At 69.3% G+C, this 16,539-nt stretch carries 15 protein-coding genes; 3 read left to right on the forward strand and 12 right to left on the reverse strand.

Going from position 1 to position 16,539, the window contains the following annotated elements:
- Positions 1-109: 109 nt before the first annotated feature.
- Positions 110-889: an NRDE family protein gene (locus tag BEI_RS13930; RefSeq protein WP_097790084.1), complete on the forward strand. Its 780-nt coding sequence runs from the start codon at positions 110-112 to the stop codon at positions 887-889.
- Positions 890-895: 6 nt separating this feature from the next.
- Here the strand turns inward: BEI_RS13930 and ptsP are convergent, their stop codons facing one another.
- Both ptsP and BEI_RS13940 read right to left on the reverse strand, forming a co-directional pair.
- A complete protein-coding gene (gene ptsP, locus BEI_RS13935) occupies positions 896-3,160 on the reverse strand; it encodes a phosphoenolpyruvate--protein phosphotransferase (protein WP_097791095.1) in 2,265 nt (754 codons plus the stop codon).
- 75 nt (positions 3,161-3,235) lie between these two features.
- Positions 3,236-3,730: an RNA pyrophosphohydrolase gene (locus tag BEI_RS13940; protein ID WP_097791096.1), complete on the reverse strand. Its 495-nt coding sequence runs from the start codon at positions 3,728-3,730 to the stop codon at positions 3,236-3,238.
- A gap of 148 nt (positions 3,731-3,878) precedes the next feature.
- On the opposite strand from BEI_RS13940, the gene BEI_RS13945 reads away from it, so the two are divergent.
- On the forward strand, positions 3,879-4,535 hold the full coding sequence (locus BEI_RS13945) for a histidinol-phosphatase (protein ID WP_097790085.1): 657 nt from the start codon (positions 3,879-3,881) through the stop codon (positions 4,533-4,535).
- 132 nt (positions 4,536-4,667) lie between these two features.
- On the opposite strand, the gene BEI_RS13950 is transcribed toward BEI_RS13945, so the two are convergent.
- The 10 genes from BEI_RS13950 to yrfG form a co-directional block, all read right to left on the reverse strand.
- Positions 4,668-5,642, reverse strand: a complete 975-nt coding sequence (locus BEI_RS13950; RefSeq protein ID WP_097790086.1) for a malate dehydrogenase — start codon at positions 5,640-5,642, stop codon at positions 4,668-4,670.
- Between the two features lie 147 nt (positions 5,643-5,789).
- Positions 5,790-6,281, reverse strand: coding sequence for a sigma D regulator (rsd, locus tag BEI_RS13955; protein ID WP_097790087.1), 492 nt, complete (start codon positions 6,279-6,281; stop codon positions 5,790-5,792).
- Between the two features lie 86 nt (positions 6,282-6,367).
- Positions 6,368-6,919 carry a disulfide bond formation protein B gene (locus BEI_RS13960; RefSeq protein WP_097790088.1) on the reverse strand — a complete coding sequence of 184 codons (552 nt, stop codon included), beginning with the start codon at positions 6,917-6,919 and terminating at the stop codon, positions 6,368-6,370.
- Positions 6,916-8,538: a glutamate--cysteine ligase gene (gene gshA, locus BEI_RS13965; RefSeq protein WP_193765117.1), complete on the reverse strand. Its 1,623-nt coding sequence runs from the start codon at positions 8,536-8,538 to the stop codon at positions 6,916-6,918. The genes BEI_RS13960 and gshA overlap by 4 nt, the downstream gene beginning before the upstream one ends.
- A gap of 232 nt (positions 8,539-8,770) precedes the next feature.
- Positions 8,771-11,128 (reverse strand): Tex family protein, encoded by a 2,358-nt coding sequence (locus tag BEI_RS13970; RefSeq protein ID WP_097790090.1) that lies wholly within the window; start codon positions 11,126-11,128, stop codon positions 8,771-8,773.
- Positions 11,129-11,304: 176 nt separating this feature from the next.
- Positions 11,305-11,802, reverse strand: coding sequence for a peptide-methionine (R)-S-oxide reductase MsrB (gene msrB / locus BEI_RS13975; RefSeq protein WP_097790091.1), 498 nt, complete (start codon positions 11,800-11,802; stop codon positions 11,305-11,307).
- 125 nt (positions 11,803-11,927) lie between these two features.
- A complete protein-coding gene (locus BEI_RS13980; protein ID WP_097790092.1) occupies positions 11,928-13,508 on the reverse strand; it encodes a phosphoenolpyruvate carboxykinase in 1,581 nt (526 codons plus the stop codon).
- 244 nt (positions 13,509-13,752) lie between these two features.
- Complete coding sequence (hslO, locus tag BEI_RS13985; RefSeq protein ID WP_097790093.1) at positions 13,753-14,628, reverse strand: Hsp33 family molecular chaperone HslO; 876 nt, start codon at positions 14,626-14,628, stop codon at positions 13,753-13,755.
- An 89-nt stretch (positions 14,629-14,717) separates the two neighbouring features.
- On the reverse strand, positions 14,718-15,098 hold the full coding sequence (locus tag BEI_RS13990) for an RNA-binding S4 domain-containing protein (protein ID WP_097790094.1): 381 nt from the start codon (positions 15,096-15,098) through the stop codon (positions 14,718-14,720).
- The gene (yrfG, locus tag BEI_RS13995; RefSeq protein ID WP_097790095.1) at positions 15,095-15,772 is read right to left on the reverse strand and encodes a GMP/IMP nucleotidase; all 678 of its coding nucleotides are present in this window, start codon (positions 15,770-15,772) and stop codon (positions 15,095-15,097) included. Before yrfG ends, BEI_RS13990 begins: the two co-directional genes overlap by 4 nt.
- A 105-nt stretch (positions 15,773-15,877) precedes the next feature.
- Here yrfG and nudE point away from each other — a divergent pair, with 105 nt between their 5' ends.
- Positions 15,878-16,462, forward strand: a complete 585-nt coding sequence (gene nudE, locus BEI_RS14000; RefSeq protein ID WP_097790096.1) for an ADP compounds hydrolase NudE — start codon at positions 15,878-15,880, stop codon at positions 16,460-16,462.
- Positions 16,463-16,539: the final 77 nt, after the last annotated feature.

Consider the following 16,539-nt stretch of genomic DNA (forward strand, 5'->3'; position numbering starts at 1 on the left):
GGGTCGATGAAGGCGGAAATCGGTGATTCCCGCAGAGTGTACGATGGCGGCGCCGCCTTGTCATGGCACCGGCTTTCCCTTCGTCTCGGCAAGGGTTAGGCTTCCGGCCATGTGCCTGATCGCCTTCTCTCACTCGCCCGACGGCCACGTCAGGCTGCGCCTGGTGGCCAATCGCGACGAGTTCCATGCCCGCCCCGCCGCGCCCCTGGCCACCCAGGTGGACTCGCCGGCGATCGTCGGCGGGCGGGATCTCGAGGCCGGCGGCACCTGGCTGGCGGTCCACCGCGATGGCCGCTTCGCCGCCGTGACCAATGTCCGCGATCCCGGCCTGCGCGTCCCGACGGACGCGCCGAGCCGCGGCGCCCTGGTCCGCACGGCCCTGGAGTGTCCCGACCTGCCGGCCTGGCTGGCCGAGCTCGCCGACGGCGACGCCCGCCGCTATGCCGGCTTCAACCTGCTGGCCGGCGACGGCCGCCGGCTATGGCACCTGCATCGGGGCCGGGATCGGGTCACCCTGCGCCGCGTCCCCTCCGGGTTGCACGGCCTGTCCAACGGCGACCTGGACACCCCCTGGCCCAAGCTGATCGCCGCTCGCCAGGGACTGGCCGGGAGCCTTCATCATGGCCGCTGGCCGGACGACGCCCTGGCGGCCCTGAGCGACACCACGGAGGCCGAGGACCATCACCTGCCGGATACCGGGGTGGGGCTCGAACTGGAGCGCCGGCTGTCGGCCGCCTTCATCCTCGGCCGGGACTACGGCACCCGCGCCACCACCTGGCTGGACTGGCGGGCCGATGGCCGCCTGACCATCGGCGAGCGACGCTTCGGCCCCGACGGTATCCCGCTCGGGGCCCGCCACCTGGAGCTCGAGGCCCCACCGGCGGGCTGAGCCGTCTCACTCGTCCTTGGGCGGCAGGAGATGGGTGAGCTGCCACTCCCCCATCCGCTCCTCCAGGAGGCGGCGAACCCGGGCCGGCGAGGGCTGCGCCAGGGTCTCCTCGACCAGCCCCTGGGCGGCGTCGCGGGAGACGCGGCGGATGGCCGCACGGACCTTGGGGAGGTTGGGGGCGTTCATGGAAAGCGCATCGAAGCCCATGCCCATCAGCAGCAGGGCCCCGGCAGGATCCCCGGCCAGCTCGCCGCACACCGAGGTCGGCACCCCCAGCGCCTTCGCCTCCCCGGCCAGCCGGGCCATGGCCGACAGCACCGCCGGGTGACAGGCGTCGTACAGTTCCGCGACCCGGGGGTTGTTGCGGTCCACCGCGAGCAGGTACTGGGTCAGGTCGTTGCTGCCCACGGAGAAGAAGTCCACCCGCTCCGCGAGGGCGTCGAGCTGGTAGAGCGTCGCCGGCACCTCCAGCATCACCCCGACCTTGGGCCGCGAGACCTCGATGCCGTCCTCGCCGAGTTCGCTGATCGCCCGGTCCAGGAGACGCAGGGCATCATCGACCTCGTCGACGTTGGTGATCATCGGCAAGAGGATCTGCAGGTTGTCGAGCCCCTGCGAAGCCCGCAGCATGGCGCGCAACTGGACCATCAGCACCTCGGGATGATCCAGGGTCACGCGGATGCCCCGCCAGCCGAGGAAGGGATTGGCCTCCTCGATGGGGAAATAGGGCAGGTCCTTGTCGCCCCCGATGTCGAGGGTGCGCATCACCACCGGCAAGGGGGCGAACCCCTCGAGCTGCTCCCGGTAGAGGCGGGTCTGCTCCTGCTCGCCGGGGAAACGCTCCGTGGTCATGAAGGGCACCTCGGTGCGGTAGAGGCCGACCCCACCGATGCGCGACTTGAGCAGGGCCACGGCGTCCACCGCCAGCCCGGTGTTGACCATCAGCGGCATGTCGTAGCCGTCCGGCGTGCGGCTGGGCAGGTCCTGCTCGTGCTCGAGCACCTCCGCCAGCGCCCGCTCCTCCTCGATCAGGGCCTGGTAGTGGCTCTCGAGCTCCGCGGAGGGACGCACGAAGAGGCGCCCCCGGTGGCCGTCCAGCACCACCCGCGCGCCATTGAGCCTCGGCAGCGGCAGGTCCACCATGCCGAGCACCGTGGGAATGCCCATGGCCCGGGCCAGGATCGCCGCATGGGAGGTGCTCGAGCCGCGTACCGAGACGATGCCGGCCAGCCGCTCCCGCGGCACCTCGCCGGGCATGGCCGCGCTGATCTCGTCGCTGACCAGGATGGTGTTCTCCGGGTAGACGGCGGGGGTGGCGGCCGCCTCCTCCTGCAGGTGCGCGAGCACGCGCCGCCCCAGGTCACGGACGTCCGCCGCCCGCTCGCGCAGGTAATCGTCGTCCACCCGCTCCAGGTACTGGACATGGCGGCGTACCACGTCGGCCAGCGCCCCGGGCGCCCATTGCCCCTCGCGGATGCGCTTGACCACCTCCTGGGACAGCGCCGCCTCGCCGAGCATCTGCTGATAGACGTCGAACAGCGCCAGCTCCTGGGCGGAGATGCGATTGGCCAGCCGCTCCCCCGCCGCCCGGATCTCGTCCCGGGCCTTGCCGATCGCCTCCCTGAGGCGGGCGATCTCGTATTCCTCGTCGGTGGGGATGAGATCCGGCACGCTGTCCAGGTCCGCCGGCGGCGCGATGATCACCGCCTCGCCGATGGCCATGCCCGGGGAGGCGGCCACGCCGGTGAAGGTCGCCTGGCCGCCGGGCAGGGAGGGACGGGTGAGGCTGCCGGTGGCCAGGGCATGGGCGAGCACCCCGGCCAGCTGGGCGGCCATGGTGACCAGGAAGGCCTCGTCGGCCTCGTCGTAGCGCCGCTTGTCGGCCTGCTGGACCACGAGCACGCCGAGCATGCGGCGCTGATGGATGATGGGCACGCCGAGGAAGCTGGAGTAGCGCTCCTCGCCGGTGGCCTCGAAGTAGCGGAAGCGCGGGTGGGCCCGGGCATCCTCGAGGTTGATCGGCTCCTCGCGCTGCGCCACCAGTCCCACCAGCCCCTCGCCCACGGGCAGGGCCACATGGCCCACGGCCTGGCTGCGCAGGCCGATGGTCTCCATCAGCACCAGCTGCTCGAGCTCGGCGTCGTAGAGGTAGAAGGAACATACGTCGGTACGCATGGCCTTGCGAATGCGACGCACCATGGTCGACAGGGCGGCGTCCAGGTTGCGAGCCCCGTTGACCTCCAGGATGATGCGGCGCAACACCTCGAGCATCGGCGTCTTGCTGTCCATTGTCGTTATGCCTCGCTGAGGGTGTCACCGGGGACGCGCCCCGGTCATCTCGGGTCGTCAGCCATGCCCCAGGGCCAGGCGCTGGGCTCGCGGCGACAACTCGCGCAGCGCGCGCCGGTAGACCTCACGCTTGAAGGGCACCACCTGTCCCAGGGGATACCAGTAACTGACCCAGCGCCAGCCGTCGAACTCCGGCTTCGCCGGACCGCCATCCATGCAGATCCGGGTCTCGCCACAGCGGATCCTGAGCAGGAACCACTTCTGCTTCTGGCCGATGCACACCGGCCGGGAATGCGTTCGTACCATGCGTCGCGGCAGGCGATAGCGCAACCAGCCCCGGGTACAGGCAAGCACCTCGACGTCCTCGGCGGTCAGGCCGATTTCCTCGTGCAGTTCGCGAAAAAGTGCCTGTTGCGGAGTCTCGTTCGCCTTGATGCCTCCCTGGGGAAACTGCCACGCATTCTGCCCTACCCGACGCGCCCATAGCAGCTGCCCGTGGTCGTTGGCGATGATGATGCCAACGTTGGGGCGAAAGCCGTCTGCGTCGATCACGGACTTCACCTTATGAATCCAGTATTGAATGCATTCTTCCACAAGGCCGTGAAACGTATCAATACGCCGATGGCGGCGCCCTCGAAGGGGGGCCGGGCTTCTGCCATAATCGCGGGCTCGACGTGACACCGACAACAAGAGGAAAGCCGTGAGCCTCGCCATCTTCGACCTGGACAACACCCTGCTCTCCATCGACAGCGACCATGCCTGGGGGGAGTTCCTGCTCGAGCAGGGCGCCGTGGATCCGGTGGCCTACAAGGAAGCCAACGACCGCTTCATGGCCGACTACGAGGCCGGCACCCTCGACATGGCGGAGTTCCTGGCCGTGGCGCTCAAGCCGCTGGCCGAGAACTCCCCGGAACAGCTGGCGGCCTGGCACCAGCAGTTCATGGCCAGCAAGATCGAGCCCCACATCCTGCCCCGGGGCGAGGAGCTGATCGCCCGGCACCGGGCCCGGGGCGATACCCTGCTGATCATCACCGCCACCAACCGCTTCATCACCGGCCCCATCGCCGAGCGCCTGGGCGTGGACGAGCTGATCGCCGTGGAGCCGGAGATGATCGACGGCCGCTACACCGGCCGGGTCAGCGGCGTGCCCAGCTACCGGGAGGGCAAGGTCACCCGGCTCGAGCAGTGGCTGGAAGGCCGCGAGCTCTCGCTGCACGATGCCTGGTTCTACAGCGACTCCCACAACGACCTGGCCCTGCTGGAACGGGTCGACCACCCGGTGGCGGTGGACCCGGACGAGACCCTGCGCCAGGCCGCCGAGGAGCGCGGCTGGAAGATCATCAGCCTGCGCGACTGATCCGGCCCGGCTTCGCCGGGAGCTGCAAGCTGCAAGCTGCAGCAGCATGGTCCCAGACCGGGCAAAAGCAAACCCCCGAAGGCTTCCACCTTCGGGGGTTTTGCTTGTAGCTCGGCGCTTGTAGCTCGGCGCTTAGCCCAGCAGATGCTCCACCGCGGCGCGTTCCTCGCGCAGCTCGTTCTCGGTGGCGGTCATCCGCTCGCGGCTGAAGTCGTCGATCTCCAGGCCCTGGACGATCTCGTACTTGCCGTCCTTGCAGATCACCGGGTAGGAGTACATCACGCCCGGCTCGATGCCGTAGCTGCCGTCGGCCGGGATGCCCATGCTGACGATGCCGTCGCTGCCCAGCGCCCAGTCACGCATGTGGTCGATGGCGGCGGAGGCGGCGGAGGCGGCGGAGGAGGCCCCGCGAGCCTTGATGATGGCGGCGCCGCGCTGCTGCACGGTGGGGATGAAGTCGTTCTCGTACCAGTCGCGCTCGACCAGCTCCAGGGCCGGGGTGCCGTCCACCTTGCAGTGAGCCAGGTCGGGGTACTGGGTGGCGCTGTGGTTGCCCCAGACGATCATGGACTCCACGTCGGTGACGTGCTTGCCGACCTTCTGGGCCAGCTGGGTCAGGGCGCGGTTGTGGTCCAGGCGCATCATGGCGGTGAACTGGCCCGGATCCAGGTCCGGCGCGTTGCAGGAGGCGATCAGGGCGTTGGTGTTGGCCGGGTTGCCCACCACCAGGACGCGGACATCGCGGCTGGCATGATCGTTCAGGGCCTTGCCCTGGACGGAGAAGATGGCGGCGTTGGCCTCGAGCAGATCCTTGCGCTCCATGCCCGGGCCACGCGGACGGGCACCGACCAGCAGGGCGAAATCGGCATCCTTGAAGGCGACATTGGGATCGTCGGAGGCGATGATGTCCTGCACCAGCGGGAAGGCGCAATCGTTGAGCTCCATCACCACGCCGTTGAGCGCGTCCATGGCCGGCGGAATCTCGAGCAGCTGCAGGATGACCGGCTGGTCCTTGCCCAGCATGTCACCGGAAGCGATGCGGAAGGCCAGGGAGTAGCTGATCTGGCCGGCGGCGCCGGTAATGGCAATACGGACGGGATCTTTCATCATGGCTCCTTCGGTTGTCGCCGTGAGGATGGGCCGGACGGCGCGGTGACCGTCCCGGCCGGGAGTCGAACCGGAGGAATGGTAGGCCTGCAGTGCACAAAACTCAATTCGACCTGCGACTAGCCCGGGGCGACGGGCGCCGCGGCATCAGGCTTCGGTGGAGGCCTGGGGCCGGGGGGCGTGGGCGGCATGCAGGCGGGCGATCAAGCGATCCTCGAGGGAGAAGCGCTCGGTGAGCCCCTTGGCCAGGCGGTCCAGCCAGGCCGGCAGGCGCGGCAGGTAGTGCTGGCAGCGTACCGGGCTGGCATAGTCCTCGTCGAAGGCCAGCACCAGCTCGGTCGACATGTCCAGGCGGGCCAGCAGCCGATCGGCCACGGACAGGGCCTCGTGGTCCTCGAAGGCCTCGCACTCGGCCTTGAGCTGGGGATAGATCTCGAAATGGCCCGCGCTGATGTAGTCCATCAACAGCTCGCTGAAGGCATCGATGCGCGCCTTGGTCACTTCCTCCAGGTCGGCGTCGCAGGCTTCCTTGAGCTCGACGAAGTGCACCAGCAATTCGCGGCGCTCGTCGAGCCAGCGGTCGATCAGCTTGTGGACGCCCCCCCAGCGCTCCTGTGCACTCTTGCAGTCTTCCAGCATGATGCCTCCCTCGCTCGATGAAACCCGTCTCGGGCACGGCGATGACCCGGCCAGGAGCCTCAGCGTCCTCCCTGGGAGGGGCGCTGTCAATCCTGCCTTTCGCCGCCCGGCCAACGATACCCCGAGCGCCGGCGCAGGGACCGGCACAGCAGGCCCAGGGGCGCGATGGCCAGCACCAGGAAGCCGATCAGGGTCCAGCCGGGCAGCGACAGCCCCAGGAAGCGGGCGCTGATCTCGGCACACTCGCCGGACGCGGAGAGTACCATGGCCACCACCTCCTGAAGGGGCAGGACCTCCATCATGTAGTCGAGCCCCGGGCCGCAGGTCGGCACCTGGTCGGCGGGCAGCGACTGCAGCCAGAGATGCCGGCCGGCCAGGCCGATGCCGGCGCCCACCGCCACCAGGGCGGCCAGCCCGTAGGCCACCGCCCCGCCGCGCCCCCGGGGGTCGTGGATCGCCGCCACGGCGAACACCGCCCCGGCGGCGATCACCGCGACCCGCTGGAAGATACACAGCGGACAGGGCTCGAGCCCGCCCAGGTGCTCGAGCCCCAGGGCCACGGCCATCATCAGCACCGAGAAGGCCAGGCCTGCCAGGCTCCAGTGGCGGACCCGCCAGTCGTCGAGGAACTCGATCATGCCCGGCCTCCGGCCCGCAGGGGCGTGAGCGCCCGGGATTCCCGGGCCCGCTCGAAGTAGTGGGCCAGGAAGTCGGCGAAGGGCTCGACGTCGGCGACCTCGATGTCCCCCTGCTGCTGGTGGGACGTCTCCACCAGCTGGTCGAAGAGCGCCTCCCGCGCTCGGCCGATCGGCTCCTCACGCAGCCGGGCGGCCTGCTCTCGGGCCAGCCCGAGCACCGTCTCGATGAAGTCCTCGCCGTTTTCCTCCAGCCGTGCCAGCAGGCGCCCGGAGGGCGTCAGCGACGCATCCTCGAGCCGGGGCGCCAAGGCCTCCAGGGCCTGGCGATGCGGCGCGCCGTCCTCGAGGCGATCCAGCAGGTCGGCGACCTCGCCGAGCCCGGCGAAGATCTCGCCTCCCCAGTCGGCGAGGGCGCGCTTGCGGCCCAGGTGATCCAGGCGCAGCTCGGGATCACGGCCCCGGGCGACGACGAGGCGCCGGTTGTCGTCCAGGTGGGCACACTCCTCGTCGGAGATCCAGGGACTCTCGGTGAGCAGGCACCACATCAGGAAGGTGTCCAGGAAGCGGCTCTGGGTGGCGTCGATCCCCAAGGGATCGAAGGGATCCAGATCGAGGCAACGCACCTCGATGTACTCCACCCCGCGTGCCTCCAGGGCCTGGCTGGGCGTCTCGTCGTGGCGCGCCACCCGCTTGGGACGGATGTCGCTGTAGTACTCGTTCTCGATCTGCAGGATGTTGGCGTTGAGCTGGCGCCAGTCGTCGTCCCGGCGCACCCCCTTGGCCTGGTAGTCCGGCCAGGGGGTGGAGATGGCATGACGCAGGGTGTTGACGTAGTTGGAAAGCGAGTTGAAGCAGATCTTGAGCTGCGACTGCACCTTGTTCTGGTAGCCCAGGTCGGACATGCGCAGGCTGGTGGCGTAGGGGGACACCAGCGTCTCTCGCCCGTGGGGCCTGAGCCCCTCCGGCACCCGGCCGTCGGGCAGGAAGCTGCGATCCACCGCCGGCGAGGCGCCGAACAGGTAGAGCAGCAGCCAGCTGTGGCGACGGAAGTTGCGGATCAGGCCGAAATAGCGGGCGGAACGGTAGTCCTGCATGGCCGTGCCCCCTTCGCCATCGAGTTCGCGGAGCAGTGCGAAGAGGTCGTCGGGCAGCGAGACGTTGTAGTGGACCCCGGCGATGGCCTGCATGATCCGACCGTAGCGCACGTCCAGCCCCTTGCGATAGACATGCTTCATCATGCCCACGTTGGAGGCGCCATAGTCGGCGATGGGCACGCTGTCGTTGCCCTCGAGCCGCGCCGGCATGCTGGCCGGCCAGATCAGCTCCTCCCCCAGGTGGCGATAGCTGAAGCGATGCAGGTCGGCGAGGAAGTCCAGGGCGTCTTCCGGGCGGCTGTAGACCGGGGTGATGTACTCCAGCAGGGCCTCGGAATAGTCGGTGGTGATGTGCGGATGGGTCAGCTTGGACCCCAACGCCCGGGGATGCGGGGTCTGGGCGATGCGCCCCGCGCCATCGACGCGCAGCCCTTCCTTCTCGATGCCGCGGCGCAGGCGACCGAAGCGTCCCTGGTCGGCCAACCGGCCCAGGCGTTTGATGTGGGGGGAAAGCGTTTCGGACAAGATGGTCACCCCATGTCGGAGAGGCCGGCCAAGGCGGCGGCCGGCCTCCCGGTTGACGGTTCGGGCGCCGGGGCACCCGCAAGACAACAGATTATGGCGCCGCAAAGCGCCGATTCAAGGCAAGCCGGCCACGGGCTTCGGGCAGCCTCCGTCGCATCGAGCTCGCTACCGACCGCTCGTCGCTCGTGGCCCGTGGCCCGTGGCCCGTGGCCCGTGGCCCGTGGCCGCGATGCTAGCGCTCTTTCTTGGCCTTGAGCAGGGCCGCGCCCAGGGCGCCGAGCTGGCCATCGCCCTGGCCGCCCTGCCCCGACTTGGGCGAGCCGCCGCCCTTGCGCGGCGCCTTGCCCTGACGCCCGCGGGGAGCTCGGCCACGCCTGGCCGGCTCGCCGTCCTCGCCGGGCTGGTCATCGAGGCGCATGGACAGCCCGATGCGTGCCCGGTCCAGGTCCACGCTCATGACCTTGACCTTGACGATATCGCCGGCCTTGACCACCGAGCGCGGGTCCTCCACGAACTTGTCGGACAACGCCGAGATGTGCACCAGGCCGTCCTGGTGCACCCCGATGTCGACGAAGGCGCCGAAGTGGGTGACGTTGGTGACGCTGCCCTCCAGCACCATCCCGGGCTCCAGGTCCTTGAGGGTCTCGACGCCCTCGCGGAACTCGGCCGCCTTGAACTCGGGACGCGGGTCGCGGCCGGGCTTGTCCAGTTCCTTGAGGATGTCGCTGACGGTGGGCACGCCGAAGCGCTCGTCGGCGAAATCCGCCGGCTTGATGCCCTTGAGGGTGGCACTGTCGCCGATCAGCCCGGCCAGGGGGCGTCCGCTGCGTTCGGCGATGCGTTCCACCAGCGGATAGGCCTCGGGGTGCACGGCGCTGGCATCCAGGGGATTGTCACCGTCCATGATGCGCAGGAAGCCGGCGCACTGCTCGAAGGTCTTGGGGCCCAGGCGGCCGACGTCGAGCAACTGGCGACGGCTGGTGAAGGCGCCCTCGGCGTCGCGACGGGCGACGATGTTCTCGGCGAGCCCGGCGTTGAGGCCGGCCACCCGCGACAGCAGCGCCGAGGAGGCGGTGTTGAGGTCCACGCCCACGGCGTTGACGCAGTCCTCGATGACCGCTTCCAGGCTGCGGGAGAGCTGCACCTGGGAGACGTCGTGCTGGTACTGGCCCACGCCGATGGACTTCGGCTCGATCTTGACCAGCTCGGCGAGCGGGTCCTGCAGGCGGCGGGCGATGGACACCGCCCCGCGGATGGTCACGTCCAGGTCGGGCAGTTCCCGGGCGGCATACTCCGAGGCCGAATACACCGAGGCCCCGGCCTCGCTGACCATCACCTTGGCGAGCGGACGCTTGCCGGCCAGGGCCTTGACCAGCTCGCCCGCCAGCTTGTCGGTCTCGCGGCTGGCGGTGCCGTTGCCCACCGCGACCAGGGCCACCTCGTGGCGATCCACCAGCCGGGCCAGGATCGCCAGGGACTCGTCCCACTGGTTGCGCGGGGCATGGGGGTAGATGGTGGCGTGTTCCAGGAAGCGGCCGGTGGCGTCGACCACCGCCACCTTGCAGCCGGTGCGCAGCCCCGGATCGATGGCCAGCGTCGCCTTGGGCCCCGCCGGGGCGGCCAGCAGCAGGTCCTTGAGGTTGGCGGCGAAGACCTCGATGGCCTCCTGCTCGGCGCGCTCGCGCAGGCGCCCCATCAGCTCGGTCTCCAGGTGGGTGTAGAGCTTGACCCGCCAGGTCCAGCGCACCACCTCGGCGAGCCAGCGATCGGCGGGGCGCCCACGATCCTCGATGCCGACGTGCCGGGCGATGGCCACCTGGGCCGGATGGATGACGGCCTCTTCCTCGCCGGGCAGGCGCAGGCTCAGCGACAGCACGCCCTCGTTGCGCCCGCGGAACATGGCCAGCGCCCGGTGGGAGGGCACCTTGGCCAGCGGTTCGTCATGCTCGAAGTAGTCGGAGAACTTGGCGCCCTCCTTCTGCTTGCCGTCGATGACCCGGGCGGACAGCTCCCCCTCGCTCCACAGCCGCTCGCGCAGGCGGCCGACCAGCTCGGCCTCCTCGGCGAACCGCTCCATGAGGATCTGCTTGGCACCGTCCAGGGCGGCCTTGGCGTCCTCGATGGCCGGGGTGTCTCCTTCCGCGGGGCGGAGATACCCGGCCGCCTCCGTCTCGGGATCCCGGGCAGGGTCCGCCAGCAACGCCTCGGCCAGGGGCTCCAGGCCGGCCTCCCGGGCGATCTGGGCCTTGGTGCGGCGCTTCTTGCGGTACGGCAGGTAGAGGTCTTCCAGGCGCTGCTTGGTGTCGGCGGCGCGGATGCTCGCGGCCAGCTCCGGGGTCAGCTTGCCCTGCTCGTCGATGCTCGCCAGCACCGCCTCGCGGCGTTCCTCCAGCTCGCGCAGGTAGCCCAGGCGCTCGTGGAGCTGGCGCAGCTGGGTGTCGTCCAGCCCGCCGGTGACTTCCTTGCGGTAGCGGGCGATGAAGGGGACGGTGGCCCCGCCGTCGAGCAGTTCCACGGTGGCCGCCACCTGGGGCGCGCGGACGCCGAGTTCCTCGGCGAGACGGTCGATGATCTTGGCTTGTGCGTCCATGAATTCCTTGGCAATCCGGGTGCAGAGGATCGCGACAAGGTATCACAACCCCGGCGGCGCCGGCAGCTGGAAGGCAGCCTGTTGCCACCGATTCCGGTGGCAAGGTCTTTCTTCAAGCTTCAAGCTTCAAGCTTCAAGCTTCAGGCTTCATGCTCCCGGCGAAGCCGGGGCCCGGCTCAGGCGGGGACGAAGCGCAGCGCCAGCCCGTTGTTGCACCAGCGCAGGCCGGTGGGCCGAGGGCCGTCCTCGAAGACATGGCCCTGGTGGCCGCCGCAGCGGGCGCAGTGGTACTCGGTCCGGGGAATCAGCAGCACCAGGTCGAGCTCGGTGAGCAGGTGCCCCTCCACATGGGTGAAGAAGCTCGGCCAGCCGGTGCCGGAGTCGTATTTCATGTCGCTGGTGAACAGCAGCAGGTCACAGCCGGCGCAGCGATACTCCCCGTCCCGGGTCTCCTGGTCCAGGGGGCTCGAGTAGGCCGGCTCGGTGCCGTCCTCGCGCAGGATCTCGAAACGGGCCTCGGACAGGCGTTCGCGCCATTCCGCCTCGGAAAGCTCGAGGCGCTCCAGGCCCGGGGCCGGGGCGAGATCCAGCTTGGGGCGGGCGCCGGCCAGGCCGGGGACCAGGGTCGAGAGCCCACCGAGCCCCAGCAGCCCCAGGAAATTGCGTCGCTTCATGCTCGTTCTCCCATCCTCGGGGGTGACCCTGAGTCGCGCTCACCCCGCCATCCTTACACCCACGAAAAAGGGGGAAGCCTCGGCTTCCCCCTTTCGGACAGGGTTATCACGCTCGGGTTCGACCCTCAGGTCAGGCTGGGGCCCGCCTTGACGATGGCCTCGCTGACCCCGTCGAACTTCTTGAAGTTGTCGACGAACTTGGCGGCCAGGTCACGCAGGTGACGATCATAGGCGGCCTTGTCCTCCCAGGTCTCGCGGGGGTCGAGCAGGCGCGGGTCGACGCCGGGCACGGCGGCAGGCACGGACAGGTTGAGCCCTTCGATCTCGCGGGTCTCCACGTCGCGCAGCACGCCGCTCTGGATGGCGCTGATGATGGCGCGGGTGGTCGGGATGGAGAAGCGAGAGCCGCCCTCGCCGTAGGCGCCGCCGGTCCAGCCGGTGTTGACCAGGTAGACCTGGGCGTCCTTCTCGGCCACGCGCTTGATGAGCAGGTCGGCATAGACCCGCGCCGGGCGGGGGAAGAAGGGCGCGCCGAAGCAGGTGGAGAAGGTCGCCTCCAGGCCGCTGGAGGAGCCCATCTCGGTGGAGCCCACCTTGGCGGTGTAGCCGGACAGGAAGTGATAGGCGGCGGCCTCCTTGGACAGCACCGAGACCGGGGGCAGCACGCCGCTCATGTCGCAGGTCAGGAAGACGATGGCATTGGGCTCGCCGGCACGGTTCTCGACGACCCGCTTCTCGATGTGCTCCAGCGGATAGGCGGCCCGGGAGTTCTGGGTCAGGCTGTCGTCGGCATAGTCCGGCTCGCGACGGTCATCGAGGACCACGTTCTCCAGCACGGTGCCGAACTTGATGGCGTTCCAGATCACCGGCTCGTTCTTCTCGGAGAGGTCGATGCACTTGGCATAGCAGCCGCCCTCGATGTTGAAGACGGTGCCAGGGCCCCAGCCGTGCTCGTCGTCGCCGATCAGGAAGCGCGCCGGATCGGCGGACAGGGTGGTCTTGCCGGTGCCGGACAGGCCGAAGAACAGGGTGGTCTCGCCGTCCTCGCCGACGTTGGCGCTGCAGTGCATGGGCAGGACGTCGGCGGCCGGCAGCAGGAAGTTCTGCACCGTGAACATGGCCTTCTTCATCTCGCCGGCGTAGCGCATCCCGGCGATCAGCACCCGACGCCCGGCGAAGTCGAGGATCACGCAGCCTTCGCTGCGGGTCCCGTCCCGGGCCGGGTCGCACTCGAACCAGGGCGCGTTGAGGATGGTCCACTCCTCCTTGGCCGAGGGGTTGTAGGCCTCGGGACGGACGAACATGGTGCGGCCGAAGAGGTTATGCCAGGCGGTCTGGGTCATGACCCGCACCGGCTGGTAGTGGCTCGGGTCGCTGCCCACGTGCAGCTCGGAGATGTAGTGCTCGCCGCCGGTCAGGTAGGCCTCGACGCGGTCCCAGAGGGCCTCGAACTTGTCGGCGTCGAAGGGCTGGTTGACGCTGCCCCAGTCGATCTCGTCGCGAGTGGACGGCTCATCGACGATGAACCGGTCCTTGGGGGAGCGGCCGGTGCGCTCGCCGGTGTTCACCACCAGGGCGCCCTGGGCGGACAGGCGGCCTTCGCCGTTGGCCACGGCCCGCTCGATCAGTTCGGCGGTGGTGAGGTTGACGTGGGCGATGGCGGCCTGCTCGCTGGCGGCCTGGGGGGCGGCTTGAGTCGTGGTCATGTCGTGTCCTGGGCCTTGCGGCCGATTCTCTCTCGTTTGCCGGGCGTAGGGTACGCGTGATGGGTTCCACCCCGGACGCCGCTTGCGGTTGACCGTCTTGTGTGGACGGCGCCCGGATTCGGAAGAACGCGGCGCATTATGGCAAAAACCCGCGCGACAGGAAACGGCATCGATGCGCGACGATCATGTAGTTTTACTACTACATCGTCTCCATTGACGGCACGTTTCGATGATCCGTCATGAATCAGTGCAGTGTCGGGGGCGTCCCCTCGGGATCGGCGAGCATCGCCTCCACCTCGGCGACGGAGAACTCGTAGCGGGTATGGCAGAAATGGCACTGGGTGGCGATGCCGCCCTGCTCGGCGAGGATGTCGCGCAGCTCCTCCGCGCCCAGGGACAGCAGGGCCCCGGCGATCCGCTCCCGCGAGCAGGTGCAGGCGAAACGCAGCGCCTTGGGCTCGAAGACCCGCACCGTCTCCTCGTGGAAGAGTCGATGCAGCAGCTCCCGCTGCTCCACCTCGAGCAGCTCGGCGTCGGTGAGGGTGGAGGCGAGGTGAACGGTGCGCTCCCAGGCGTCGTCGTCCTGGTTCGCCGCCTCGTCGGGAAGGCGCTGCAGCAGCAGGCCGGCGGCGCGCCGGCCATCGTCGGCCAGCCACAGCCGGGTGGGCAACTGCTCCGACTGGGCGAAGTAGTCCTCCAGGCAGCCCGCCAGGCTGTCCCGGTGCAGGGCGACGATCCCCTGATAGCGGTGGCCCTCCCGGGGGTCCAGGGTGATGGTGATCTGGCCCTCGCCCACCAGGTCCCTGAAGCCGGCATCCTCGGCGGGCAGCGCCGCCTCCTCGTCGAGGCGAGCGATGGCACGCAGCTCGCCCCCGGGATTGGACTCGGCCATCAGCAGCGACAGGGGCCCCTTGCCGCGCACCTCGATGCTCATGGTGCCGTCGAGCTTGATGGTTTCGGTGAGCAGGGCCACGGCGGCGAGCAGCTCGCCGAGCTGACGGGTCACCGCGGGCGGATAGTCGTGGCGCTCCATCACCTCGGCATGGGCCTGCTCGAGGTGGACGATCTCGCCGCGGATGTTGGTGTCCTCGAAGAGGAAACGCTGGATCTGGTCGGTCATGATGCTGGCCTGAAATCAGTGGCAAGAGATAAGAGGGAAGAGAACAAGAAGCCCCCTGCACGCCTTGTTCGCTCTTTCCTCTTCCCTCTTTATTCCCCCCGCATGAAGCGCTTGATCTCGCGCCGCTGCTTCTTGTCGGGCCGCTTGAGGGGATGCTGCATGGCCTGGTTGGCCTGGCGACGCTGCTCGGCCTCTCGCGCCCGCCGCGCCTCGCTCTCCGGCGTCTCGCGATACAGGGCGCGAGCCTCGGGGGCGCCGCGGCGCTGATCGGAGAGCGCGACCACCTCGACCTCCCAGGTGTCCCAGCCCTGGGGTACGCGGATCCGCGCCCCGACCTCCACGGCCTTGCTGGTCTTGGCCCGGGCACCGTCGTAGTGCACCTTGCCGCCCTCGATGGCCTTCTTGGCGAGTGCGCGGGTCTTGAAGAAACGCGCCGCCCAGAGCCACTTGTCGAGCCGCACCCCACTCATTCCCGACCTCCCTCCGGGGGGCGGTTGCCGGGCAGGATGGCGGCGAAGCGATCCAGGGCGATGAACTCCTCGAGCTCCTTCTCCGGCCGGCGGCTGTCGGGCTGCTTGATCCCCAGCAGGTGGCGGATGCCGAACTCCCGGGCACTCTCCAGCACCGCCGGATTGTCGTCGATGAACAGGGTGCGGGCCGGGTCGAAGGGCTCGACCTCCTGAAGGGCGAACCAGAACTCCTGGGCCTCCTTGGGCACGCCCAGGTCCGCGGACGAGACGATGGCGTCGACGAAATCCTCCAGGCCGGTCAGCGGCAGCTTGAGCGCCAGGCTCTCGCGATCCGCATTGGTGGCCAGCACCACCCGGGGATGGGCGTCCTTGAGCCAGCGCAGGAAGTCCAGGGCGTCGCCGCGCAGGCCGATCAGGTGCTGGACCTCGCGCTTCAGCGCCAGGATGTCGACGCCGAGCTCGCGGCTCCAGTAGGCCAGGCTGTACCAGTTGAGGGTGCCCTGCTCGCGAATGATCCGTTCGCGGATCTCCTCCTGGGTGGCCTCGTCGAGACGGTGCAGCTCCACGTAGCGACGCGGCAGGTGCTCGAGCCAGAAGTGGCTGTCGAAGTGCAGGTCCAGCAGGGTGCCGTCCATGTCCAGCAGGACGGTGTCGATGGCACGCCAGTCGATCATGGGCTTCCTCGGTCAGGGTCGGCGCGGTAACGTCTCCTCGGGGGAGACGTGATAGTGTAACCAATCGACGCCGCGCACGCATTCCACCGCCCGACCGGAGCCCCCATGTCCGACCACCACCCCTCCAAGCCCCACGTCCTGGCCCGGCGCAGCGTCGCCCGGAGCCGGCTGTTCCACGTCGAGGAGATGGAGCTGCGCTTCTCGAACGGCGCCGAGCGCACCTTCGAGCGCCTGGGCGGCACCGGGCGAGGAGCCGGCGCGGTGATGATCGTGGCCATGCCCGATCCCGACCACGTGCTGCTGATCCGCGAGTATGCCGCCGGCGTCGAGGACTACACCCTGACCCTGCCCAAGGGGCTGGTGGATCCGGGCGAGGACATCGTCAGCGCCGCCAACCGCGAGCTGATGGAAGAGTGCGGCTTCGGTGCCCACCGGATCGAGCCGCTGGTGGAGCTGACCCTGGCGCCGAACTACATGCGCCATCGCATGCAGGTGATGCTGGCCACCGACCTCTACCCCCGGCGCCTGCCCGGCGACGAGCCGGAGCCGCTGATCGTCGAGACCCACGCCATCGACGAGCTCTCCGCCCTGCTGGCCCGGGAGGACTTCCATGAGGCCCGAGCCATCGCGGCGCTCTACATCGCCCGGGACAAGGTCCGCGCCGAGGCGTCCGAGCCCTCGCTCTGGTAGGGGCGCAGGGGAGACCGGCGACAGCGCGTCTCCCGACGCTTCGCGTCAAGCTCGAAGCTGGAAGAGCGGCGCTAGGC

Origin of the sequence: Halomonas beimenensis (genome assembly GCF_002549795.1) — a bacterium.
GTDB classification, from domain to species: Bacteria; Pseudomonadota; Gammaproteobacteria; order Pseudomonadales; family Halomonadaceae; genus Halomonas; species Halomonas beimenensis.